The organism is Pseudarthrobacter sp. S9 (assembly GCF_050156545.1).
Classification (GTDB): Bacteria; Actinomycetota; Actinomycetes; order Actinomycetales; family Micrococcaceae; genus Arthrobacter.
The window spans coordinates 1,200,500-1,221,072 of sequence record NZ_CP189576.1 but is presented as its reverse complement, the minus strand read 5'-3'; the positions used below and the strand labels follow the sequence as shown (position 1 = coordinate 1,221,072).

Sequence of the window (20,573 nt, the reverse complement as noted above, 5' to 3'; positions counted from 1 at the left end):
CCAGAACCCGGGAAGAACCCCCGGAATAACGCCGCAGACAGGGCCGGAAACGCGAAAGGCCCCGGAAACGCAAAAGGCCCCGGTCAGGGACCGGGGCCAAACGCGGAGACGGGGGGATTTGAACCCCCGGTGGAGTTGTGCCCCACACTTCATTAGCAGTGAAGCCCATTCGGCCGCTCTGGCACGTCTCCAATTGCTAGTAACTAGCCAACCAAGGATACGCAGAAGGGGCCATGCAGTGCAAAACGGACAACCCAAGCGGACAACGCGGTGTGACCCCGCGTTGTGGTCGCCCCCGCGGAATGCGGACTCAGGCTGTCCGGCCGGCCAGCGAACGCCACAGGAAGTACTGGCTGCGGCTCTGCAGGGCGGCCGCCTGCCGGTTGTCGGACGCCCCCGCGTGGCCGCCTTCGAGTGCCTCGTGGAACCAGACGTTGGGGATTCCCATGGCCTGCATGCGGGCTGCCATCTTCCGGGCCTGGACGGGACCCACGCGGTCGTCCGAGGTAGCGGTCCAGATGAATGTCTCCGGATAGTCCACGCCGTCCTTGAGCAGGTGGTAGGGCGAGAACGTCTTGATGAACTCCCACTGCTCCGGCACCTCGGGGTCGCCGTACTCGGCAATCCAGGAGTTCCCGGCGGACAGTTTGGTGTACCGGCGCATGTCCAGGAGCGGGACCCCGCAGGACACGGCGCCGAACAGTTCCGGATATTGCGTGAGCATGTTGCCCACCAGCAGGCCGCCGTTGGACCCGCCCACGCAGCCGAGGCGCTGGCGCGAGGTGACGCCGAGGGAGATCAGGTCCCGTGCCACGGCGGCGAAGTCCTCGAAGGCCCGGTGCCGGTTCTCCTGCAGGGCGGCGCGGTGCCAGGACGGCCCGTACTCGCCGCCGCCGCGGATGTTGGCCACCACGTAGACGCCACCGCGGGTATGCGGGGCCTCCCCGTCGGCGCCGGCGGACTCCGCGGTGCGACGTTCCAGCCAGGCCCGGCCGATCGCACCGCTGTACGCCGGGGTCCGCGAGATCTCGAAGCCGCCGTAGCCGGAGAGCTGGGTCGGGTTCTGGCCGTCCAGGACCAGGTCCTTCGAGGCCACCTGGAAGTACGGCACCCGGGTGCCGTCCTTGGACACGGCGAAGTGCTGCTGGACCTCGTAATCCGCTTCATTGAAGAACGACGGCGAGGAGCGGATCACCTCGTGCGTGCTGACCGCACCGTGACCGGACCGCTTGAGCGTTCCCCGGGTGAGGGTGCTGGGCGTCGTGAAGCCGGTGGCGACGAGCCAGAAGTCGTTCCCGGCGCCGGGGGCCTCGCCCTCGGACACCGATGCAGCGCCGCCGGTGCCGTCGTCGCCGGAGACCTCGGCGTCGTCCTCGTCGTCGACGGCAAAGGCGTTGACGTCGTGCAGCGGCGGGCAGGCGTCCAGCCGGGTGGAGGCCCAGGCGGCATCCGTGCCCGGCCGCTGCGGATCCAGGACCCGGATCTCCGAGGAGACGTCCCGGAGCAGGTTGAGCAGCAGGAAGTCCCGCGTCCAGCTCCAGGACTGCAGTGAGGTGTTCGCATCCGGGGTGAACAACACTGACAGCTCCCGGCTGCCGGCAAGAAAGTCCTCGAAGTCGGCGGCGAGCAGGGAACCGGCTGGGTACGTGGTCCCGTTGACGCTCCAGTCGCGCTGCGGCCGGAACATCAGCCATTCGCGGTGCGCGCTCAGGTTCACATCATTCGGAACATCCATCTCCAGCCACTGGCCGTCGCGCAGCACCGAGGTGCTCTTCTCGAAGAAGCTGATCCAGTCCACGGCGAACGTCCGTTCGAAGCCCGGCGTGGAGTCGTGCGCCACGATCGCCATCATGTGGTCCTCGGGGATCTCGAACAGCCGCTCGGCCTGCGCCAGGGAAACGCCGCGGCCAAGCTTCACGCCGGTCCGGGCATAGGACGAGGTGGTGCGTGGCAGCCCCTCGGCGGTGGTGGCGACCAGCAGGTTGTCCGCGTCCAGCCAAGAGGCGCTGCCCTTCCCTGTCGGGAGGTCAAAGCCGCCCGCCACGGGGTCGACGAAACCGCGGGTCTCGACGTCGAACTCACGGTAGCGGTTCGCGTCGCCGCCGTCGGGGGAGAAAGCCAGCAGGGCCAGCCGGTGCGGGTCGCCGGCGGCAGGGCGGAGGAAGTTGGCGCCATGGAAGACCCATTCCTGGCCTTCCGCCACGGCGAGGGCATCGACGTCCAGGAGGACGTCCCACTCGGGGGATCCGCTGGTGTAGCTCTCCCAGCTGGTCCGCCGCCACAGGCCCTTGGGGTTCTCCCGGTCCTTCCAGAAGTTGTAGTACCACTCGCCGTGTTTGCCCACCATGGGGATCCGGTCCGTGGAGTCCAGGACCTCCAGGATGCTGCCCTCGAGCGCGGCGAAGTCCGCATCCTCGAGCAGCTCCTCGGTGCGGGCATTCTGCTCCCGGACCCAGGCCAGCTGCTCCTCGCCGTAGACCTCCTCAAGCCAGATGTTCTCGTCGACGGGTTCAGGGACGGTCCCGGCGCCCGGGACTGATCCGGAAGGCCGGCCGGACGCGGGCTGGTGAGCAGCTTCTGTGGTGGTCATCCTTCCATCCAAGCAACATCAGCGCGGCGGTAGCAAGTCAAGGCGCCAGTCGGGCAACCACGTCAGAGCTGCAATCCAGTTGCGGATACGCTGGATGCCGTGGGCACATCGCAGAGCATCCGGACGGCACTGATAGGCGCCGGCCCCCGGGGCACGAGCGTGCTGGAGCGGCTTCTCGCCAACTGGACGCCCGCCAAACCCGCAGATACCCTCCACCTCGATGTGGTTGACCCCTATCCGGCGGGCCCGGGACACGTGTGGCAGCCCGGCCAGTCCCGGCTGTACCTGATGAACACGCAGTCCTTCTACCCCACGATCGTCCCCGAAGACCGGGAACTGGTTAAGCCGCTGGCCGGACACACCTTTGACGGCTGGCGCGAACTCCAGCGGCGGCATCCCCATCCCTCGCTGACCGCCCAGGAACGGGCCGAACTCTCCGGGCTGGGCCCGGCGGACTTTCCCAGCCGCGCATTGTACGGCCGCTACCTCCGGTGCACGCTCGAGCAACTGCTCACCCGGCTGCCGGCCGGTGTCACCGTGGACTTCCACCAGGCGACGGCGACGTCCGTCAGGCACGCCGCGGCCGCCGGCGACAGCGGCACCGCTTCCGCCGGGCAGGACGGTTCCCAGGGCGGGAGGGTGAGGTTCGACGTCGGGCTCGACGACGGCGCGGTGCTCACCGTCGACTCCGTGGTGCTGGCCCTGGGCCACCTCGAAGCGCAGCTGAACGCGGAACAGCGGGAGCTACGGGCCGCCGCGGAGGAACTCGGGCTCCTGTACCTGCCTCCGGCCGCGCCGGCCGACGTCGACTGGTCCCTGGTGCCGGCCGTCAAGCCGGTCCTGGTGCGCGGCATGGGCCTGAATTTCTTTGACGTGATGGGCCAGCTGACGGAGGGGCGCGGCGGCAGCTTCCGTGCGGGGGAGGACGGCGGCGAACTGACGTACCTGCCGTCCGGCCGCGAACCGCTCATCATCGCCGCTTCACGCCGCGGCACCCCCTACCGGGCCAAGGCCGCCCTGACCGGTTATTACCCTGCCGCGGTGTCGCTGCGCTACTGCACCGAGGGCGCGATCGCGAAGTTCGCCGATGCGGGGATCCGGCCCTCCTTCGACCACGACCTCTGGCCGCTCCTGCACCGCGACGCCGTCTGGGCCTACTACTCGACGCTCGCGCGCTCGCAGCCCGGCGCGATCCTGACGGATCCGGCCGAGTTCCTGCGGGCGCTGCAGGAGTCCCTGCACCCGCACGCGCATTCCACGGGCAAATGGGAGGACGCCGCGGAATCGGTGATCGACGTGCACATCCGGCCGGCCCACCGCCTGGACCTGCCCGGCCTCGCGGCGCCCCTGGCCGGGCGCTCGTTCAGCTCCCGGGCCGAGCTGGACGCCGCCGTCGTCGACTACCTGATGGATGATGCCCGGCGTTCGGCGCTCGGCGAGGACGACCCCGTGAAGATGACGATCGGCGCCCTGCACCACGGCCGGGCGGTGCTCAAGACGGCCGTGGCCGACGGCGGCATCACGGACGAGTCGTGGGTCGCAGGGCTGCGCGGCTGGTTCGAATCGTTCGTGGAAGGCCTTGCCAGCGGGCCGCCGGCGCTGCGTGCCAAACAGCTGGCGGCCCTGGTCCGCGCCGGCGTCGTGCGGTTCGTCGGTCCGGATCCCAAGTTCGGCGTGGACCGCAAGGCGGGGACGTTCACCGCGGCATCGCCGTGGGTGGGCGGCGGCCCGGACGGCGGAGCCGAGCGCAGCGGCATGGCGGGCGACGCCGTGGCGGCCGTCGCCATGATCGAGGCGCTCGCGCCGGCCAACCGGGTCGCCGTCAACTCCTCGCCCCTGCTGGAACAGCTGCTCGCCGAGGGGCTGGTGCGCCCGCGCCTCATGATGACGGTGGAAGGCACCCCGGTGCAGACATCCGGGCTGGATGTTGTCCCGCACCCGTACCGGCCGCTGGGGGCGAACGGCTCCGTGACGGACGGCCTCTACGTCCTGGGGCTCCAGCTGTCCGCCGCGCAGTGGGGCACAGCCATCGCGGCCGAGGCCTGGCCGAAGTCCGGCCCCGTCTACCGCAGCGGCCAGCGCACGCTGCACGACGCCGATGAGATCGCCCGCGACATCCTCGGCGTCGAGGCCGCAACGCAAAATTGAGCATGCCCCACTCCTGTGCTGAGCGGCGGACATATGGCCTGTATGTCCATGGCCGCAGCCCAGGGGAGGGCATGCTCATTGGTGCAGGGCGTGGTCAGCGCGGCCCGTCCGGGTAGATGCTGCGCGTCTCGGCGCGTTCATGGCGGGGGCGTAGCCAATTCGGGCGGTGCACCTTGGGCAGGAGCTTCGAGACCGCCAATGCGGCGTACATGACCGTGTGGATCGCCACGAAGGTCGCCATGATGGCGAACCACGGGGTGTGCAGGAACGACTCGGGAAACAGGATGCCGGCAGGAACGCGGAGGCCGGGGATCACGGGCCCACCTTCGCGGGAGTGTCGGAGCCTGTGTGCGTGAGGTGTTTCCACTTCGCGGTCCGGCCCAGGGAAATGTCGACGATCCCTTTGACGTAGACAAAGTTGAGGAACATGTCGAAGAACAGCTCGGGGAACAGCGTCATGGCCAGGAGGCGTGCCCGCCAGCCGCCGTGCCAGGCCGTGGCCACGCGCTCGATGCTGAAGAGGACGCCCAGGCCCACCCAGAACGGGAACCAGATCCAGTCATCCAGGGACAGCAGCATGAGCAGCATGAGCAGCAGGAGCAACAGGTAGCAGCCCAGGGCAATGACGCCGTAGCCGATCCCCAGCTGCTGAGCCCAGTAACGCATCGTCTGGGGTGTGATCCCGTAGGCGCCGATGTTCTCAAGGGCGCCCCGCTGCCAGCGAAGCCGTTGCGCCCAGAACGTGCGCCAGCTCGGCATCAGTTCGGTGACCACGGTGCATTCCGTTGGGGAGATGATCAGCGCGCCGAGGGATTTCAGTGCGATCGTCAACTCGTTGTCCTCCGTCAGCGCGGCGGTGTCGTAGACATCTCCGGCTGAGCCAGGAAGAGAATGGCCACGTTGTTCGGCGACCGTGCGCAGGGCGCGGGGCCGGAACAGGGAGGCAGTGCCGGTGAGCACAAAGACGCGGCCCCGTCGTCGTCGTATCTGCCGACCGTAGCGGATGTATTCGTTGCGCTGGAACTGACCCAGCAGGCCGTGGCCTTCCTCGCCGTAGAAGAGCCCGCCCACGGCCATCAGCGCACGGTCCTTGACGAAGCGTGCGACGGCGGCGGCGAGGAACCCGTCGTCGAGCTGGGTATCAGCGTCCATCACCATGACGACGTCGTTGTCGCTTTGGCCCGGAAGCAGCTGCTTGAGCGCCTGGTTGAGGGCGCCGGCTTTCTTTTGCGTGTTGCCGACGGATTCGATGGCCTCGACGCCGGCCCGCCGGGCGAGGTCGGCGGTCGAGTCGGTGCAGTTGTCCGCGACGACGATGATGCGCTCCGGGCGGTGGGACTGGGCCAGGAGGGAGGCGAGCGTGGAAGGGAGTGAGGCTTGCTCGTTGTAGGCAGGGATCAGCACGGTCACCGTCACTGGCCCGGCGAACACGCCGTGGGTTGCCGCCATCACCACTTTGGGTGCGAGGGGAGTGATCCGCGGATTTGAGGACCGGCGGGTTCTGGCGGTGATCCGGCGTTCAAGCAGTGCGACGCCGGCGGCCATCAGGAGGGCGAGGGCGATGGCGGCGAAGATCACGCGCGGGGCCGGGGCATCGGTATTGCAGAGCAGGCTCCAGACGCCGACAACGACTTCGTGGGTGGTTTCGACAGCCATGTCCGGCCCGCCCGCGACCACGGTGAACTAGAGGAGCGTGGCTCCGGCGGATGCCGCGACCGCAATCACGAGGCCGACCTCCTGGTGGAACCGTCCTCTGCCCATTCGCTGGATGCTAGCACTGTCTCATGTGCATCATCTGTCACATTGGTTTCACATGAAAAGTGGGCATGCCCCACCCCCGGGCTCAACAGGGGACACTTGGCCTAAATGTCCATTGCTGCGGCCCGGGGGCGGGCATGCTCACTGGTGCGGGCTAGGGCATGCGAGCAGGGGAATCAGCCCTTCAGGCCTCCTGCGTCGGGGTGGATGCGCCGCCGCGGGGCAGTTCCTGGCTGATCATGAATACGGCGCCGGTCGAATCGGCAAGGGTTGCATTCCTGCCGTACGGGGTGTCTTCGGGGGCGCGGAGAACCGTGCCGCCCAGTTCAACGGCCTTGGCGGCGGCGGCGTCGGCGTTCTCCACGCCGAAGTAGACCTGCCAGTTGGACGGCACCCCTTCCGGGAGGAAGCCGGAGGCGTCGAAGATGCCCGCCTTGGCGGCGTCGCCGGCGCCGAGGGTGGTGTACTTAAATTCGGGGGTGTCACTCATGACATCGGTGTCCCAGCCGAAGACGTCCTGGTAGAACTTGACGGCCGTGGTGTAGTCCTTGGTGTGCAGCTCGTGCCAGACGGGGGCCCCGGGTTCCTCGGCCAACTCGTAGCCCTTCATCTCGCCCGGCTGCCACACGCCGATTGCTGCGCCGGCGGCGTCGCCGATCATGGCCATGTGGCCCTGCTCCGGCACGTCCATGGGTTCCATGTAGACCTGCCCGCCGTGCTCGGCCGCGGCCTTGACGGTTGCCGCGGCGTCATCCGAGCGCAGGTACGTGGACCACGTGTCCGGCATGCCCGCCTGGCCTTCCTGCTTCTGCATCATTCCGGCCACGGACTTTCCGTTCTTCCACGCCGTGATGTAGCCGCCGTATTTTTCCTCGTCACCGGTTTGGAAGTCCCAGCCGAAGATCGTGCCGTAGAACGATTTGGCTTTTTCCGTGTCCGCTGTCATCAGATCGTTCCAGCATGGTGCGCCGTTGGAGTGTTCGGGTGTTGGCATTGAGGGCTCCTTCTCTAGTTCGGCGGCTCGTGCCAGTTGCGGCGGCCGCCGGATTCGGGTGGGTGGTGGAGACAACACAGAGACTATGTCGGGGGCACGACTGTTGCAATGGTCCGCAGGATCCGGGCCTGACGATGGGCGCCGGCGGAAGCTCCAACGCGGCCGGCGGCGAGTGGCGGAGGCCTGCCGCGGGCAGATCAGGGCGGATCCCGGCCGGCCATCCGCCCTGATCTGCCCGCACGCGAGGTCCGACGCCGATCCTGTCACCCCGGGGCTGTGGATAACCCGGCGCGTCTGCCGCCGTCCTGTGGCCTAATTGTCCAATGGCGACGGCGAAACCCCTGCCGGAGGGACTGGCGGCAGGTTCATTCACGATCGGCGAAGCCCGGCTGGATGGACTCTCCCCGTGGCGGGCCAAAGCCAAGGATATCCACGTGCCGAGCCGCGGCATCCGGGTGCCCGCAGGGCCGGAGCAGTCACTCCTGGCGCGGGCCAGGCCTTACACACCGATGGGCACCGCCGATACCGTCAGCTTCTTCTCGGCCGCGGAAATCCACGCCTTCAAGTTGCCCGGTGGCGTTGCGGGCGTCCGGCTTCCGCTTTCAGCCCGGATCCTGCACCTGACCCGGAACGGGTCCGCCGCTCCCCGTCGGAAGGGGGTCGTTGGCCACCGCTCCGCCCTGCCGCCCGAGGACGTGTTGATGCTGCAGGGCGTTCCCGTCACCTCCATACCCCGGACCCTGGTGGATCTGGCCGGAACCGGGGCCTTGACCCGCGAAGACATCGTGGTCATTGCCGACGACCTCGTCTGTGAGCACCCGCGGTACCAGCACCGGAGGATCGCCCGGCTTCCGCTGAGGGACCTGCTCCTGTACGTGGAGCAGAAGAGCCGCGTCGCCGGCCTTCCGCTGCTCCGGAGCGCCCTCGAACTGGTTTGCCTCGGCGTCGACTCCCCGCCCGAAACACGGCTCCGCTTGCTCTTCGGGTGTTCCGCCATCCCGCGATTTGAGCCGAACTACGTCCTCATGGATTCCGTGGGCACCCCGCTGTGGATGGATCTCGGCTGTCCGGAATACCGTCTGGCCGTGGAGTACGACGGCGGTCACCACCTGACGCCGGCCCAGCAGCAGTCCGATGCGCTGCGCAACGAACGTACCGCGAGCGCCGGCTGGCGGCAGCTGGTCATAAACAAGCTCGACGTCAGAAACGGCGACGACTGGGTGCTGGTGCGGGTCCGGCAGGCCTTGCGGGCACAGGGCTGGCCCGGCTGAACTGAGGCGGGCGTCGCGCGGGCAGATCAGGGCGGATCCCGGCCGGGCATGCGCCCTGATCCGCCCGCGCCTGATCCGCGCGCCTGATCCGCAGGCCTGGTGTGCTCCCGGGGCGCAAAAAGCCCCCGGTTCCCGCGTGATTCGCAGGCGCCGGGGGCATTATTCGCGGAAGGTAAGAGATTCGAACTCTTGGTACGGGGTCACCGCACACTGGTTTTCAAGACCAGCTCCATCGGCCGCTCGGACAACCTTCCCTAACGAGTAGTCTTTCATAGGCAGTCGGCTGCCACAAAAAACGCGCTGCGCTTGCGGACGGGTGCAGCTCCTCCCCATATTCTGGGGGAAGGTGTTGATCGGACCTGGTTTGCGCGGCGCACTCGTGCACGAAGCCAGTTAGGAATCGGGAGTTCTCCATGAAGGCCGTCTATATCTCAGAACCCGGCGGACCGGAGGCCCTGGAAGTCCGTGAGGTCGAGGCCCCGGTCCCCGGGCACGGCGAGGTGCTGATCGACGTCGTGGCCGCCGGCCTGAACCGCGCCGACGTCCAGCAGCGTAAGGGCCACTACCCTCCGCCGCCGGGCGCCTCGGAGATTCCCGGGCTGGAGGTTTCCGGCAGGATCGCCGGCTTCGGCCCGGGCGTGACCAAGCCCTTCTCCGTGGGGGACAAGGTGGTGGCACTGCTCGCCGGTGGCGGCTACGCCCAGCAGGTGGCCGTTCCGGCCGGGCAGGTCTTAAGGATTCCCGACGGCGTGGACCTCGTCACCGCCGCATCGTTGCCGGAAGTCGCGGCCACGGTCTACTCCAACCTGATCATGACGGCGCAGTTGCAGCCGGGCGAAACCGTGCTCATTCACGGGGCCACGGGCGGCATCGGCACCATGGCCATCCAGCTGGCGAAGGCGTTAGGCTCACGTGTGGCCACGACGGCGGGCAACGCGGAAAAGGTCGGCACGGCGAAGGCGTTCCTCGGGGCCGACATCGCCATCAACTACGCCGAGGAAGACTTTCCGGAGAGCCTGCGCGCGCAGAACGGCGGCAAAGGGGCGGACGTGATCCTCGACGTCGTCGGCGCCAAATACCTCAATCAAAACGTCGACGCCCTGGCCGATTACGGACGGCTCGTGGTGATCGGGCTGCAGGGCGGGTCCAAGGCGGAGCTGGACCTGGGCCAGCTGCTGAAGAAGCGGGCCGCCATCATCGCCACTGCACTGCGTCCGCGCCCGGTCGAGGAAAAGACCGTGATCATGAACGCCGTCCGCGACGCCGTGTGGCCGCTGCTGACCGACGGGCGGATCCGGCCGCTCGTGGCCAAGACGTTCCCGCTGGACGAGGTTGCCGCCGCGCACCGGTATTTCGATTCGGGCGACCACGTCGGCAAGGTCCTGCTGGTGATGTAGCTGGTGATGTAGCTCCCGAAGTAGCGGGGGCAGGCCGCCAAGCCGCAGGTCACCGAGGACTTATACCGGCTGGGGCATGCGCTGTTTGCCCACGGGGCGCCAATGACGATAATGTGATTCCATACGCGGTATACACGCGTCTTGGGGCGCGTGTATGCTGTGTCGTTCCGCGATCTCCGGGAGCAAAATGTCTATCCGTCACAGCCTCCTCGCCCTGCTGCAGGACCGGCCGCGCTACGGCTACCAGCTCAGGATCGAATTCGAGGACCGCACCGGCTCGTCCTGGCCGCTCAACATCGGCCAGGTGTACACCACCCTCGACCGGCTGGAACGTGACGGCCTTGTCCGCAGGGACGGCGCCGACGGCGACGGTCACGTGATCTACAGCCTCACCCCGGCCGGCCAGTCGGAGGTCAGCGGCTGGTTCACGTCGCCCGTGGCCCGCACCAACCCGCCGCGGAACGAACTGGCCATCAAACTCGCCCTAGGCCTGACGATTCCCGGGATCGACGTCGGCGCCATCATCCAGGCACAGCGGGCTGTCTCCATTCGGGCCTTGCAGGATTACACCAAGTCCCGCCGTGACACCGCCGCCCTGCAGCGGCCGGTCGACACCGCAAGGCTCCTGGTGCTGGATTCACTCATCTTCCAGACCGAAGCCGAAGTCCGCTGGCTGGACCTCTGCGAGGCCCGGCTGATGCAGCTGACCAATCCGCCGGGATAACCCTTCGGAAAGGTCCGGCCGCCGGCTCCCGCCGCGCGCCCGCCCGCTCCCGCCGCACACCTGCCCGACCGTTCGTCGCGCCAACCGCACCGCCGGGCGCACAGCCGCGTCCGTGGCCATGCCACGTTGGTACGGTGCGTGGGGCAGTTCTGCACCGGTGGACTGCCAAGCTGGGTTTCTCAAGGAGGAGACATGGGCACAATGCCAGATGGCAAGCAAGGCAGCAGAAGGCACGGCACCGTACAACGCGACGACGGCCTCACCCCGGACCCGGCCCTTCCGGCCCCATCCGTGGACGAATCCGTCCAGGACGCCGAAGACCGGAGATGGACACCGGCCAAGATTGCGCTGTGGGCGGCCATCGCGCTGCTGGGCGGCCTGGCCTGGTTCATGCTCGCGATCATCCGCGGCGAAACCGTCAACGCCATCTGGTTTGTGTTCGCGTCCGTCTGCACGTACCTGATCGGCTACCGCTTCTACTCCAAGGTCATTGAGCGGTACCTGCTCAAGCCGAATGACCGCCGCGCCACCCCGTCCGAATACAAGGCCGACGGCAAGGACTACGTCCGCACGGACCGCAACGTCCTGTTCGGCCACCACTTCGCCGCCATCGCCGGCGCCGGCCCGCTGGTGGGCCCGGTCATCGCGGCGCAGATGGGATACCTGCCGGGCACCATCTGGATCATCATCGGCGTCGTCCTCGCCGGCGCGGTCCAGGACTATCTTGTACTGTTCTTCTCAATGCGCCGTGGCGGTCGTTCGCTGGGCCAGATGGCCCGCGAGGAACTCGGCGTGATCGGCGGCACCGCCGCCCTCGTGGCCACGCTGCTCATCATGGTGATCATCGTCGCCATCCTTGCCCTCGTCGTCGTGAACGCCCTGGGCGAAAGCCCCTGGGGTGTCTTCGCGGTGGGCATGACCATCCCGATCGCCCTGTTCATGGGCGTCTACCTGCGCTACATCCGGCCCGGCAAGGTCATGGAAGTCTCGCTGATCGGCTTCGTGCTGCTCATGGCCGCCATCATCGGCGGCGGCGCCGTGGCCGGCACCGAGTGGGGCGCCGCGTTCTTCCACCTGGACAAGGTCACCATCGCCTGGGGCCTAATCATCTACGGCTTCATCGCGGCCATCCTTCCGGTATGGCTCCTGCTGGCACCCCGCGATTACCTCTCCACCTTCATGAAGATCGGCGTGATCGTGATGCTGGCCCTGGCCATCATCGTCGTCCGCCCGGAAATCACGGTTCCGGCCTTCAGCGAGTTCGCCGGCCGGGACAACGGGCCGGTCTTCTCCGGGGCCGTGTTCCCCTTCCTCTTCGTCACCATCGCCTGCGGCGCGTTGTCCGGCTTCCACGCCCTGATCGCCTCCGGCACCACGCCGAAACTGATCGAGAAGGAACGCCAGACCCGCCTGATCGGCTACGGCGGCATGCTGATGGAGTCGTTCGTGGCGATCATGGCGCTCGTGGCCGCGATCTCCATTGACCGCGGCATCTATTTCGCGATGAACGCCCCAGTGGCGCTCACCGGCGGAACCGTCGAAACGGCGGCGCAGTGGGTCAACAGCCTGGGCCTGGCCGGCGTCAACATCACCCCTGGCCAGCTCGCGCAGACGGCCAAGGACGTGGGGGAGCAAAGCATCATCTCGCGTTCCGGCGGCGCCCCAACCCTCGCCGTCGGCCTGGCCCACATCATGCAGCAGTTCATCGGCGGCACGGCCATGATGGCCTTCTGGTACCACTTCGCCATCATGTTCGAGGCACTGTTCATCCTGACCGCCGTCGACGCCGGCACCCGGGTTGCGCGGTTCATGCTGCAGGATTCGATCGGCAACTTCGTCCCCAAGTTCAAGGAACACGGTTGGCGGCCCGGTGCCTGGATCTGCACCGCCGTCATGGTCGTCGCCTGGGGTGCCGTGCTGCTGATGGGTGTCACGGACCCGCTGGGCGGCATCAACACGCTGTTCCCGCTGTTCGGCATCGCCAACCAGCTGCTGGCAGCAATCGCCCTGTCGGTCTGCCTGGCCATCGCGGCAAAGCGCAGCGCCCGGAAGTACCTGTGGATTGTGGCGGTGCCGCTGGCATTCGCTGCCGTCGTGACCATCACGGCCAGCTTCCAGAAGATCTTCTCACCGGTGCCGGCCGTTGGCTATTTCGCCAACAACGCCGCTTTCACCAAGGCACTCGCGGACGGCAAGACCTCCTTCGGTACGGCCAAGACCCAGGCCGCCATGGAAGCCGTGGTCCGCAACACCATGATCCAGGGCTGGCTGTCGGTCACATTCGTGGTGCTGAGCATCATCGTCATCATCACCGCGGTGGCCGCGACGATCAAGGCCCTCCGCAACACGGCCGCCGGGATCGCCAATGCCGAACATGAAGACCAAGCGCAGCCGTCCCGGGTCTACTCCCCGGCCGGGTTCATTCCCACCGCAGCCGAGCGTGAGCTCATGGCGGAGTGGAATCAGCTCTCGGCAGATCGTCGGCTCGAAAAGGCCACGCACCACTGATGCGGAGCCTGACATGAACGGGGTACTGGCAGGGTTCCGGGGATTTGCCGGGTACCTCGGCGGCGTCCTTGGCGCAGATGCGTACAGGAAGTACCTGGAGCACCATGAGGCCTCGGGCCACGCCGGTCCGCCCCTGACGGAGCGCGAGTTCTGGCGGGACCGGAATGACCGCCAGGACAGCAACCCGCAGGGCCGCTGCTGTTGAGAGGCCGGTGCTGCTGGGCTGCTGAGGCCGGCAGCGGGTCCGGAGGAGGGGCGCCGTCGGGCACAACAGCACTCGACGGCGCCCCTCCTCCGTTGCTGAACCGCTGCGGCTCGACGGCGGCGGCTGACCGGATCGCCGGTCCCCGGCGCATGAGAGTATGAAGCCATGAGCGATCAGAACGACACTCAGTCCGCCGAGGATGTTCCCGTCGAAGGCACCACCCTGGACAACGGACTGCCCACGGACGGCGAGCCGCGGACGCCGCCGGCCGCCGCTTCAGCCCGATCCGCCGGAGGACCGGTGCCCAGGCCGCCCAGGGGCAGCGAGCTCCAGGACCTCGTGGACGAACCGGCGAAGGTCATGCGGATCGGGACCATGATCAAGCAGCTGCTGGACGAAGTGAAGTCCGCGCCGCTGGATGACGCGGCCCGGGTCCGGCTGGCTGAAATCCATGAACGCTCCATCAAGGAGCTCGAGGACGGCCTCGCCCCGGAGCTCGTCGAGGAGCTCGAACGGATCAACCTTCCCTTCCCCGAGAATGCAACCCCCTCCGACGCCGAACTGCGGATCGCCCAGGCCCAGCTGGTCGGCTGGCTCGAGGGCCTCTTCCACGGCATCCAGACCGCCATCGCCGCCCAGCACGCCGCGCGGGAGCACGCTTACGCGCAGATGCAGCTCCGCCAGCTGCCGCCGGGAACGGTGATCGCGCCCGGCGTTGTCATCGGGGAGAACGGTGAACCGGTCCGGGCGGCCGCGCCGAAACGCGGTGCGGACGGCTCACAGCCTCCCGAGCCCGCTGATCCGGACCACGGCCCCGGCCAGTACCTCTAGGGCAGCCTTGGGATTGTTCAGCGCCGCCCGGCAGGGACGCAAAGACGACGCCGAGCTCGGCAAGGGCCTCTGGCGGCGGGCCCACGACCGCTTCAACCGCGGACTGGACCGCTACCACCAGGTCCTCGAAGGCGTCGAGGATGAAGACCTGTATGGCGAGCTCGTAGAAATCGGCAACGAGCTGTCAGCCCTCTCCGCCCGGGTCCGGTGGATCTGCGTGGAGGCCCAGCGGCGCTCACCCAGCGACGGCCTCGACATTCCCGGGGCGCTGGCAGGAGTCCACCGTTCCTTGTCCACGGCAGGCAACTCCCTGGCCACGACGGCGGAAGCGGCGGCGATGCTCCGCCTCGCCGTCGGGCCGGTTCCCGCGGGTTCGGCGTCCGTGCGGCGTCGCGCCGAATCCGTGCTGGAACAGGTCGGCGACGCCGAACGGCGGCTGGCGGAGGCCGCCGAGAGCGGCCGGCACTCCGGCTGAGCCTTATTCCCGGTTACGCGCCTAGCTTAGCTTCGCCCTGACACTGGCCGGACCGCGTGGATGTTGGCAGGATAAAAGAATGACTTTTTCTCCTGTTCTTACTTTCAATGACGGCAACACCATCCCCCAGCTCGGCTACGGTGTGTGGCAGGTTGAAGACGACGTGGCCGAAAAGGTGGTTGTCCAGGCGTTCGAGGCCGGCTTCCGCCACATCGACACCGCGAAGATCTACGGCAACGAAGCAGGCGTGGGCCAGGCGATCGAACGCTCGGGCCTCAAGCCGGAGGACATCTTCATCACCACGAAGCTGTGGAACGCGGACCAGGGCTATGAGTCCACGCTGACGGCCTTCGAGGAGTCCATGGAGCGGCTCGGCCTCGATACCCTGGACATGTACCTGATCCACTGGCAGCAGCCGAAGCAGGACAAGTACGTCGACACTTGGAAGGCGCTCATCGAGCTCCAGAAGCAGGGCCGCGTGAAGACCATCGGTGTCTCCAACTTCACCAAGGAAGGCCTGCAGCGCCTCATCGATGAGACCGGCGTGGTTCCGGCCATCAACCAGATCGAACTCCACCCGTTCTTCAACCAGGCGGAGCTGCGCGAATTCAATGCCTCCAAGGGCATCCTCACGCAGGCCTGGTCACCGCTGGGCCAGGGCGGCGAGCTCCTGGAAAGCCCGGTCATCGCGAAGATCGCAGCCAAGCACGGCGCCACTCCTGCCCAGGTTGTCATCGCCTGGCACCTGGCCATCGGCAACGTTGTCATCCCCAAGTCGGTGACGGAGTCCCGGATCCGCGAGAACTACGGGGCCCTGGACGTCACCCTTGACGAGACCGACGTCGAAGCCATCAACGGCCTGGACCGCTCCGCGGAGGGTACCGGACGCATCGGCCCCGACCCGGCGGTCTCCGACTTCGCCTAAGAGGCGCCTGGCGGAGCCGCGCCTGGCGGAGCCGCCGATGCGCGCAGCAGGGCCTTCATCCGCAAGGGTGAGGGCCCTGCTGCCGTCCCGACGGTTGCGGGCCCGTGGCGACCCTCATCTCTCTGGTCCGTCGCTCAGGCGGCTGCCCGGTCCACTTTCTTCACCGACACGGCGTCGACAACGGCCCAGCCGTCCGCATCCGCGATGCGCCGGCTCGCGAAGCGGTCCGCCTCCGCGGCGTCATCGAAGAGCTCGGTGCGGATCCGGCCGGAGTCCGTATCCAGATAGGTGACTTCAAAATAGGGGGCGGCTTCGAAATCCTGGTTGTTCTCCATGATTCCAGTGTGCAACAGGCCTCTGACAGTAAGACTTTATGACTCCGGCGTGTTGCCGAGCCTCAGCAAGCGTTCCCGGGCGAGGACTTCTTTGCGCCGTTCCTTGTCCGCGGCACGGGCCGCCTGCTGCCCTGTGGCCGCGGCAAGGTCACGGCGTTTCCGCGCCCCCTTGAGCTCCTCTTCCGTCCGCCGCAGCCGCTCCCTGATGCGGCGTTCCTCGTCGGCGAGCCTGGTGGCCTCCGCCGTTGCGGCGGCCAGCTCCTCTTCGCAACGGAGGGCTTCTTCGGCGGCTGCCCGGGCCGCCTGTTCGGCCGCTTGCAGGCCGGCCCGGGCCCGTTCCACGGCCGACGGTGCGGGCGCCCGCGGCTCCTTCCGGACGGCCCGCAAGAGTGGCTGCTCCGCCGGCCGCCGCCCGGGGGCGCCGGCCACGCCGGGCACCGGGCCTGGTCCGCTGGCTGTTTCACTGCCTGCTCCGCTGCCGGGCACCGCCACGGCACCTGCCAGTTCGACGACGTCGACCCCGTCCGCTGAGAGCGCCCGCAGCAGACGGCCGCTCTGCACGGCAGCCGCCGCCCCCTCGTCCGCCGTGGCGGCCCGCAGCGTCTGCTCCACCTCGGTCGCCACCGCGTCGCTGATCTTCCGGCCCCGCTGCTCCGCCACGGCGCGTGCCGTCCTCACCGCACCGGACAGCAGCTGCCGCCGCTCCTGCCCCAGGCTGCGGAGCCCCGCGGCGTCCAAGGCGGACTGCGCGGCGCGCATCGACTTCCCCAGCTCGGCCAGGTCGCGGAGGGTTTCGGGATGGTGCGCCGCGAGCATGTTCACCGCCCACGCCGCAACGGAGGGCTTGGGCAGGGAACGCACTTCCGCGGCCAGGGACCGCTGTTCTTCGGCGGCGGGGCCAGCCGCGGTCACTTCTTTGGCCGCGGCCGTCCGGGCGGCCACAAAATCGCCGTACGGCAAGGCATACAGCTGCCCCGCAATGCCCCCCAGTTCCCGCGCTCCCATGCAAGAATCATAGGAGCAAATTGGCGGGCAAGCGGCTGTGGGGATCAGTCCTGCTGCCGACCGTGCTTCAGGTGGCCGCCGTCGAATTGCCCTTCCTGCAGCGGATGTTCGGGACGGCGTCCTTGCAGCCGGACAAAGCCTCGGGGCGCTGAGGCCCTGGTCGTCAGGACGCGGGGCGCACCTTCCGCAGCGTCACGAGGAGCACCACCAAGGCAGCGGCCTGCAACACGGCCACCGCCGCGATGAGCAGCGGCCGGGCATCGTAGAGCGCCCCGTAGAGTGCCCCGCCCGCCAGCGCCCCGGCCCCCTCGAAGGCCGCGAACACGCCGTAGGCCGTGCCTTGCCGGAGTTCGGGCACCAGATCGGCGATCAGCGCCTTGACCGTGGAGTCCTGGATGCCGGTGGCGATGCCCCAGACGAGGATGCCGGCGAGGACGAGTCCGGCGCCCGGCGCCAAGGCCAGCACCGGCACGGAAGCGATCAGCACGGGCAGCGCCAGCAGTACAGCCGCCCCGGCACGGTCGTACAGGACCCCGGTGGCCAGGGCCCCGAGTGCCGCCGCGCCCATCGCGGCGGCGTACAGCAACGGGACCACCGACACCGGAACGGCCACCGTCGTCGTGAGGTGGAAGGAAATGACCCCGAAGGCAACCAGACCCGCACTCCAGAAGAACGCTGCCACGGCAAACAGGATGAAGACGCCGGAGAAGACCGACGCCGGTCTGCCGGCAGGCGGCTGCCCGGCGGCGCCCTGCGGTACAGGGGGCTCGACGTCGCCTTCCGCGGGAGCGGCCGGGCCGTTGCCCGGATCCTGGACCCGGCGCCGCAGCCACACCAGCAGGAGCAGTGCCGCGGCTGCCGGAACGGCCAGCACGGCGAAGGCCGCCGACAGGTTACCGGCGGCAACCAGCACCGCGGAGACGAGCAGCGGCCCGAGCAGCGCCCCGGCAAGGTCCAGCGACTTGTGGACGGCGAAGCCGCGCCCCCTGCCAACCGGCTTGGCAGCGGCGGCCAGCAGGACAGTCTTGGCCGGGCTGCGGACGGCTTTTCCCACCCTGTCTCCGATAATGAGCACCGAGGCCAGGACCAGTCCGGCGGCCCCCGCCAGGGGCGCCACCGCGAGCAGGGGGACGCACACGGCAGTCAGCGCATATCCGGCCATCGTAAAGGTCCAGTACTTGCGCGTGCGGTCCGCCCAGGGCCCGAACACCAGCCGGAGTCCCTGAGCCGCGGCCTCGGCACCTCCAGTAACGAGACCCACGAGCAGCGCGGACGCGCCCAGTTGGGCCAGCAGGGGACCTGCCAGCGGGCGGGCGCCGTCGGAAACGACGTCCGTCGCCAGGCTGACCAGTCCGAATCCGACCACCGGGCCCCAGGACAGGCGCCGCTGCATGCCGGACACCGCGGGAGGGCCCTCCCGCGGACGGGCTGGCAACCTCCGGGCTGGACGTTCCATCCCCTAAGGCTCGCGGACCGCCGCGCAAAAGACAATACGAGTTACCGGCCACCCGTGCTCTGCCGCTCAGAAGGAAATATTGGGCGAAGTGCATCATTTTCTGCGCCCGCTTGGTACTTTTTGAAAGCCGAACCGCAGTGTGCGGGCCGGGGGGACCCACAATGACGGATCGAAAGGCTTCACAACCATGAGCTCACCCCAGTATCAGGGCTCCGCGCCCGGCGCCCTGTGAATCAGGACTCCGCCCCGCCCCGTCCACACGGAGGAACTGTGAAGCTTTTTTCGCACCAACCACGCCATGCCGGCGGAAGACGCAAGGCGGTGGCCGCCGGACTTCTCAGCTCCGCCCTGGCCGCCGGACTCGCCCTTTCCGGCTTCGCCGTCGCGGCGCAGGCCGCAGTCCCCAGCGGCGCGGCAACAGCGGCCGAGACAGGTTCATCGGCGCCGCCGACCGGCTGGCTGCACACAGCCGGCGGCAAGATCCTGGACTCCAACAACGCCCCGTACACGATCAAGGCCGTGTCCTGGTTCGGCATGGAAACCTCCGACTGCATGCCGCACGGCCTGTGGGGGACCCTGACCATCGACGACGCCCTGGCCAACATCAAGTCGATGGGTTTCAACACCGTCCGGCTTCCGTACTCGAACGAGTGCCTCGCCGCGACGTCCATCAAGGGCAATATGAACTACTGGGCGAACCGCGCCTACGGGCTCGAGGGCAAGACGCCGCTGGTCCTGATGGACACTGTGATCGCCCGGGCCAAGGCCAACGGACTGCAGGTCATCCTGGACCGGCACCGTCCGTCATCCGCGGACCAGTCCCCGCTCTGGTACACCTCCGCGTACCCGGAGTCCAAGTGGATCTCCGACTGGAAGATGCTCGCTGCGCGGTACAAGAACGATCCGACCGTCATCGGAGCTGACCTTCACAATGAGCCTGCGGGAGCCGCAACCTGGGGCGGGGCGGCCTCCACCGACTGGCAGGCCGCGGCCACCCGCGGCGGCAACGCCGTCCTGGCCTCCAACCCGAACCTGCTGATCATCGTCGAAGGCATCGAAAACCAGGGCAACGGCACCTCCACCTGGTGGGGCGGCGGACTCGCCGACGTCAAGAACAAGCCGGTCACCCTGGCGACACCCAACCGGGTGGTCTACTCCCCGCACGACTACCCGGCCTCGCTGTATCCGCAGCAGTGGTTCAGCGACGCGAACTACCCCAATAACCTGCCCGCTGTCTGGGGCGCCAACTGGGGCTACATCCAGAAACAGGGCATCGCACCGGTCCTGCTCGGCGAGTTCGGGACCGCGCTGCAGACCACGTCCGACAAGCAGTGGATGGAGAAGATCGTCTCCTACCTCGGGACCAACTCCATGAGCTTCGCGTACTGGTCGTTCAACCCCAACAGCGGCATCACCGGGGGCCTCGTCCAGGCGGACTGGCGCACGCCGGAGGCAGCCAAGCTGGCGGCGCTCGCCCCGATTCTGAGCGGCGCGCCGGTGGTCACCACGCCGACGCCGACGCCGACCGAGTCGCCGACTCCGACGCCGACCGTGACGCCGACGCCCACGCCGACGCCGACCGAGTCACCCACGCCGACGCCGACGTCGGGCGCGCCCATCAACGCGGTGTGGAGGCTCACGAGCTCCTGGACCGGCGGCTATGTCGCCAGCCTCGACATCACCGGGCTCAGGGCAGCCCCCGGCTGGAGCGTCAGCTGGCGGGACCCCAACGTCACCGGCGTCGCCAACTCCTGGGGCGTCAAGTGCACCGTCGTCGCCAAGGTCTCGGTCACCTGCACCGGCTCCGACTGGGCCACCAAGATCGCCCCCCTACAGAAGGTCTCCGTGGGTCTGCAGGTCGATTCACTCAAGGCCCCCGTCAACCCGGTGCTGACTGTGAAGTAGGGACAGTTTGCCGTGAGGTCCAGTTCCGCTCCTCCCGATCCGAAAG

Annotated in this window: 18 protein-coding genes and 2 tRNA genes; 11 read left to right on the top strand and 9 right to left on the bottom strand. The window is 68.2% G+C overall.

Features of this window, described 5'->3' with window-relative positions:
* Positions 1-103 precede the first annotated feature (103 nt).
* Together ACQCSY_RS05670 and ACQCSY_RS05665 are read right to left on the bottom strand one after the other, a co-directional pair.
* Positions 104-191, bottom strand: a tRNA-Ser gene (locus tag ACQCSY_RS05670).
* A gap of 119 nt (positions 192-310) precedes the next feature.
* Positions 311-2,590, bottom strand: coding sequence for a prolyl oligopeptidase family serine peptidase (locus tag ACQCSY_RS05665; protein WP_427133916.1), 2,280 nt, complete (start codon positions 2,588-2,590; stop codon positions 311-313).
* Between the two features lie 99 nt (positions 2,591-2,689).
* On the opposite strand from ACQCSY_RS05665, the gene ACQCSY_RS05660 reads away from it, so the two are divergent.
* Positions 2,690-4,738 carry an FAD/NAD(P)-binding protein gene (locus tag ACQCSY_RS05660; RefSeq protein ID WP_427133914.1) on the top strand — a complete coding sequence of 683 codons (2,049 nt, stop codon included), beginning with the start codon at positions 2,690-2,692 and terminating at the stop codon, positions 4,736-4,738.
* 94 nt (positions 4,739-4,832) lie between these two features.
* On the opposite strand, the gene ACQCSY_RS05655 is transcribed toward ACQCSY_RS05660, so the two are convergent.
* The 3 genes from ACQCSY_RS05655 to ACQCSY_RS05645 form a co-directional block, all read right to left on the bottom strand.
* Positions 4,833-5,054 carry a hypothetical protein gene (locus tag ACQCSY_RS05655; RefSeq protein WP_427133912.1) on the bottom strand — a complete coding sequence of 74 codons (222 nt, stop codon included), beginning with the start codon at positions 5,052-5,054 and terminating at the stop codon, positions 4,833-4,835.
* Positions 5,051-6,394, bottom strand: a complete 1,344-nt coding sequence (locus ACQCSY_RS05650; protein ID WP_427133910.1) for a glycosyltransferase family 2 protein — start codon at positions 6,392-6,394, stop codon at positions 5,051-5,053. The genes ACQCSY_RS05655 and ACQCSY_RS05650 overlap by 4 nt, the downstream gene beginning before the upstream one ends.
* A 286-nt stretch (positions 6,395-6,680) precedes the next feature.
* Complete coding sequence (locus tag ACQCSY_RS05645) at positions 6,681-7,490, bottom strand: VOC family protein (protein WP_427133909.1); 810 nt, start codon at positions 7,488-7,490, stop codon at positions 6,681-6,683.
* Positions 7,491-7,813: 323 nt separating this feature from the next.
* Here ACQCSY_RS05645 and ACQCSY_RS05640 point away from each other — a divergent pair, with 323 nt between their 5' ends.
* Positions 7,814-8,761 (top strand): endonuclease domain-containing protein, encoded by a 948-nt coding sequence (locus tag ACQCSY_RS05640; RefSeq protein WP_427133907.1) that lies wholly within the window; start codon positions 7,814-7,816, stop codon positions 8,759-8,761.
* Between the two features lie 166 nt (positions 8,762-8,927).
* On the opposite strand, the gene ACQCSY_RS05635 is transcribed toward ACQCSY_RS05640, so the two are convergent.
* Positions 8,928-9,015 (bottom strand) — tRNA-Ser (locus ACQCSY_RS05635).
* Positions 9,016-9,174: 159 nt separating this feature from the next.
* Between ACQCSY_RS05635 and ACQCSY_RS05630 the strand changes: the two genes are divergently transcribed.
* The 7 genes from ACQCSY_RS05630 (at position 9,175) to ACQCSY_RS05600 (ending at position 15,826) form a co-directional block, all read left to right on the top strand.
* A complete protein-coding gene (locus ACQCSY_RS05630; protein WP_427133905.1) occupies positions 9,175-10,158 on the top strand; it encodes an NAD(P)H-quinone oxidoreductase in 984 nt (327 codons plus the stop codon).
* A gap of 187 nt (positions 10,159-10,345) precedes the next feature.
* On the top strand, positions 10,346-10,882 hold the full coding sequence (locus ACQCSY_RS05625; protein ID WP_427133903.1) for a PadR family transcriptional regulator: 537 nt from the start codon (positions 10,346-10,348) through the stop codon (positions 10,880-10,882).
* 192 nt (positions 10,883-11,074) lie between these two features.
* Positions 11,075-13,390, top strand: a complete 2,316-nt coding sequence (locus tag ACQCSY_RS05620) for a carbon starvation CstA family protein (RefSeq protein ID WP_427133901.1) — start codon at positions 11,075-11,077, stop codon at positions 13,388-13,390.
* 13 nt (positions 13,391-13,403) lie between these two features.
* The gene (locus tag ACQCSY_RS05615; protein WP_427133899.1) at positions 13,404-13,595 is read left to right on the top strand and encodes a YbdD/YjiX family protein; all 192 of its coding nucleotides are present in this window, start codon (positions 13,404-13,406) and stop codon (positions 13,593-13,595) included.
* A gap of 165 nt (positions 13,596-13,760) precedes the next feature.
* The gene (locus tag ACQCSY_RS05610) at positions 13,761-14,426 is read left to right on the top strand and encodes a bacterial proteasome activator family protein (RefSeq protein ID WP_427133897.1); all 666 of its coding nucleotides are present in this window, start codon (positions 13,761-13,763) and stop codon (positions 14,424-14,426) included.
* 7 nt (positions 14,427-14,433) lie between these two features.
* Positions 14,434-14,901, top strand: a complete 468-nt coding sequence (locus tag ACQCSY_RS05605; protein WP_427133895.1) for a hypothetical protein — start codon at positions 14,434-14,436, stop codon at positions 14,899-14,901.
* Between the two features lie 79 nt (positions 14,902-14,980).
* Entirely contained in the window at positions 14,981-15,826 is an 846-nt protein-coding gene (locus ACQCSY_RS05600) for an aldo/keto reductase (protein ID WP_427133893.1), read from the top strand.
* A 134-nt stretch (positions 15,827-15,960) separates the two neighbouring features.
* Here ACQCSY_RS05600 and ACQCSY_RS05595 read toward each other — a convergent pair whose 3' ends face one another.
* Together ACQCSY_RS05595 and ACQCSY_RS05590 are read right to left on the bottom strand one after the other, a co-directional pair.
* Entirely contained in the window at positions 15,961-16,161 is a 201-nt protein-coding gene (locus tag ACQCSY_RS05595) for a hypothetical protein (RefSeq protein ID WP_427133891.1), read from the bottom strand.
* 36 nt (positions 16,162-16,197) lie between these two features.
* The gene (locus ACQCSY_RS05590; RefSeq protein WP_427133890.1) at positions 16,198-17,166 is read right to left on the bottom strand and encodes a hypothetical protein; all 969 of its coding nucleotides are present in this window, start codon (positions 17,164-17,166) and stop codon (positions 16,198-16,200) included.
* Positions 17,167-17,186: 20 nt separating this feature from the next.
* On the opposite strand from ACQCSY_RS05590, the gene ACQCSY_RS05585 reads away from it, so the two are divergent.
* On the top strand, positions 17,187-17,318 hold the full coding sequence (locus ACQCSY_RS05585) for a hypothetical protein (RefSeq protein WP_427133888.1): 132 nt from the start codon (positions 17,187-17,189) through the stop codon (positions 17,316-17,318).
* An 11-nt stretch (positions 17,319-17,329) separates the two neighbouring features.
* On the opposite strand, the gene ACQCSY_RS05580 is transcribed toward ACQCSY_RS05585, so the two are convergent.
* Entirely contained in the window at positions 17,330-18,559 is a 1,230-nt protein-coding gene (locus ACQCSY_RS05580; protein ID WP_427133886.1) for an MFS transporter, read from the bottom strand.
* Positions 18,560-18,892: 333 nt separating this feature from the next.
* Between ACQCSY_RS05580 and ACQCSY_RS05575 the strand changes: the two genes are divergently transcribed.
* A complete protein-coding gene (locus tag ACQCSY_RS05575; protein ID WP_427133884.1) occupies positions 18,893-20,527 on the top strand; it encodes a cellulase family glycosylhydrolase in 1,635 nt (544 codons plus the stop codon).
* The last annotated feature ends 46 nt before the right edge of the window (positions 20,528-20,573 follow it).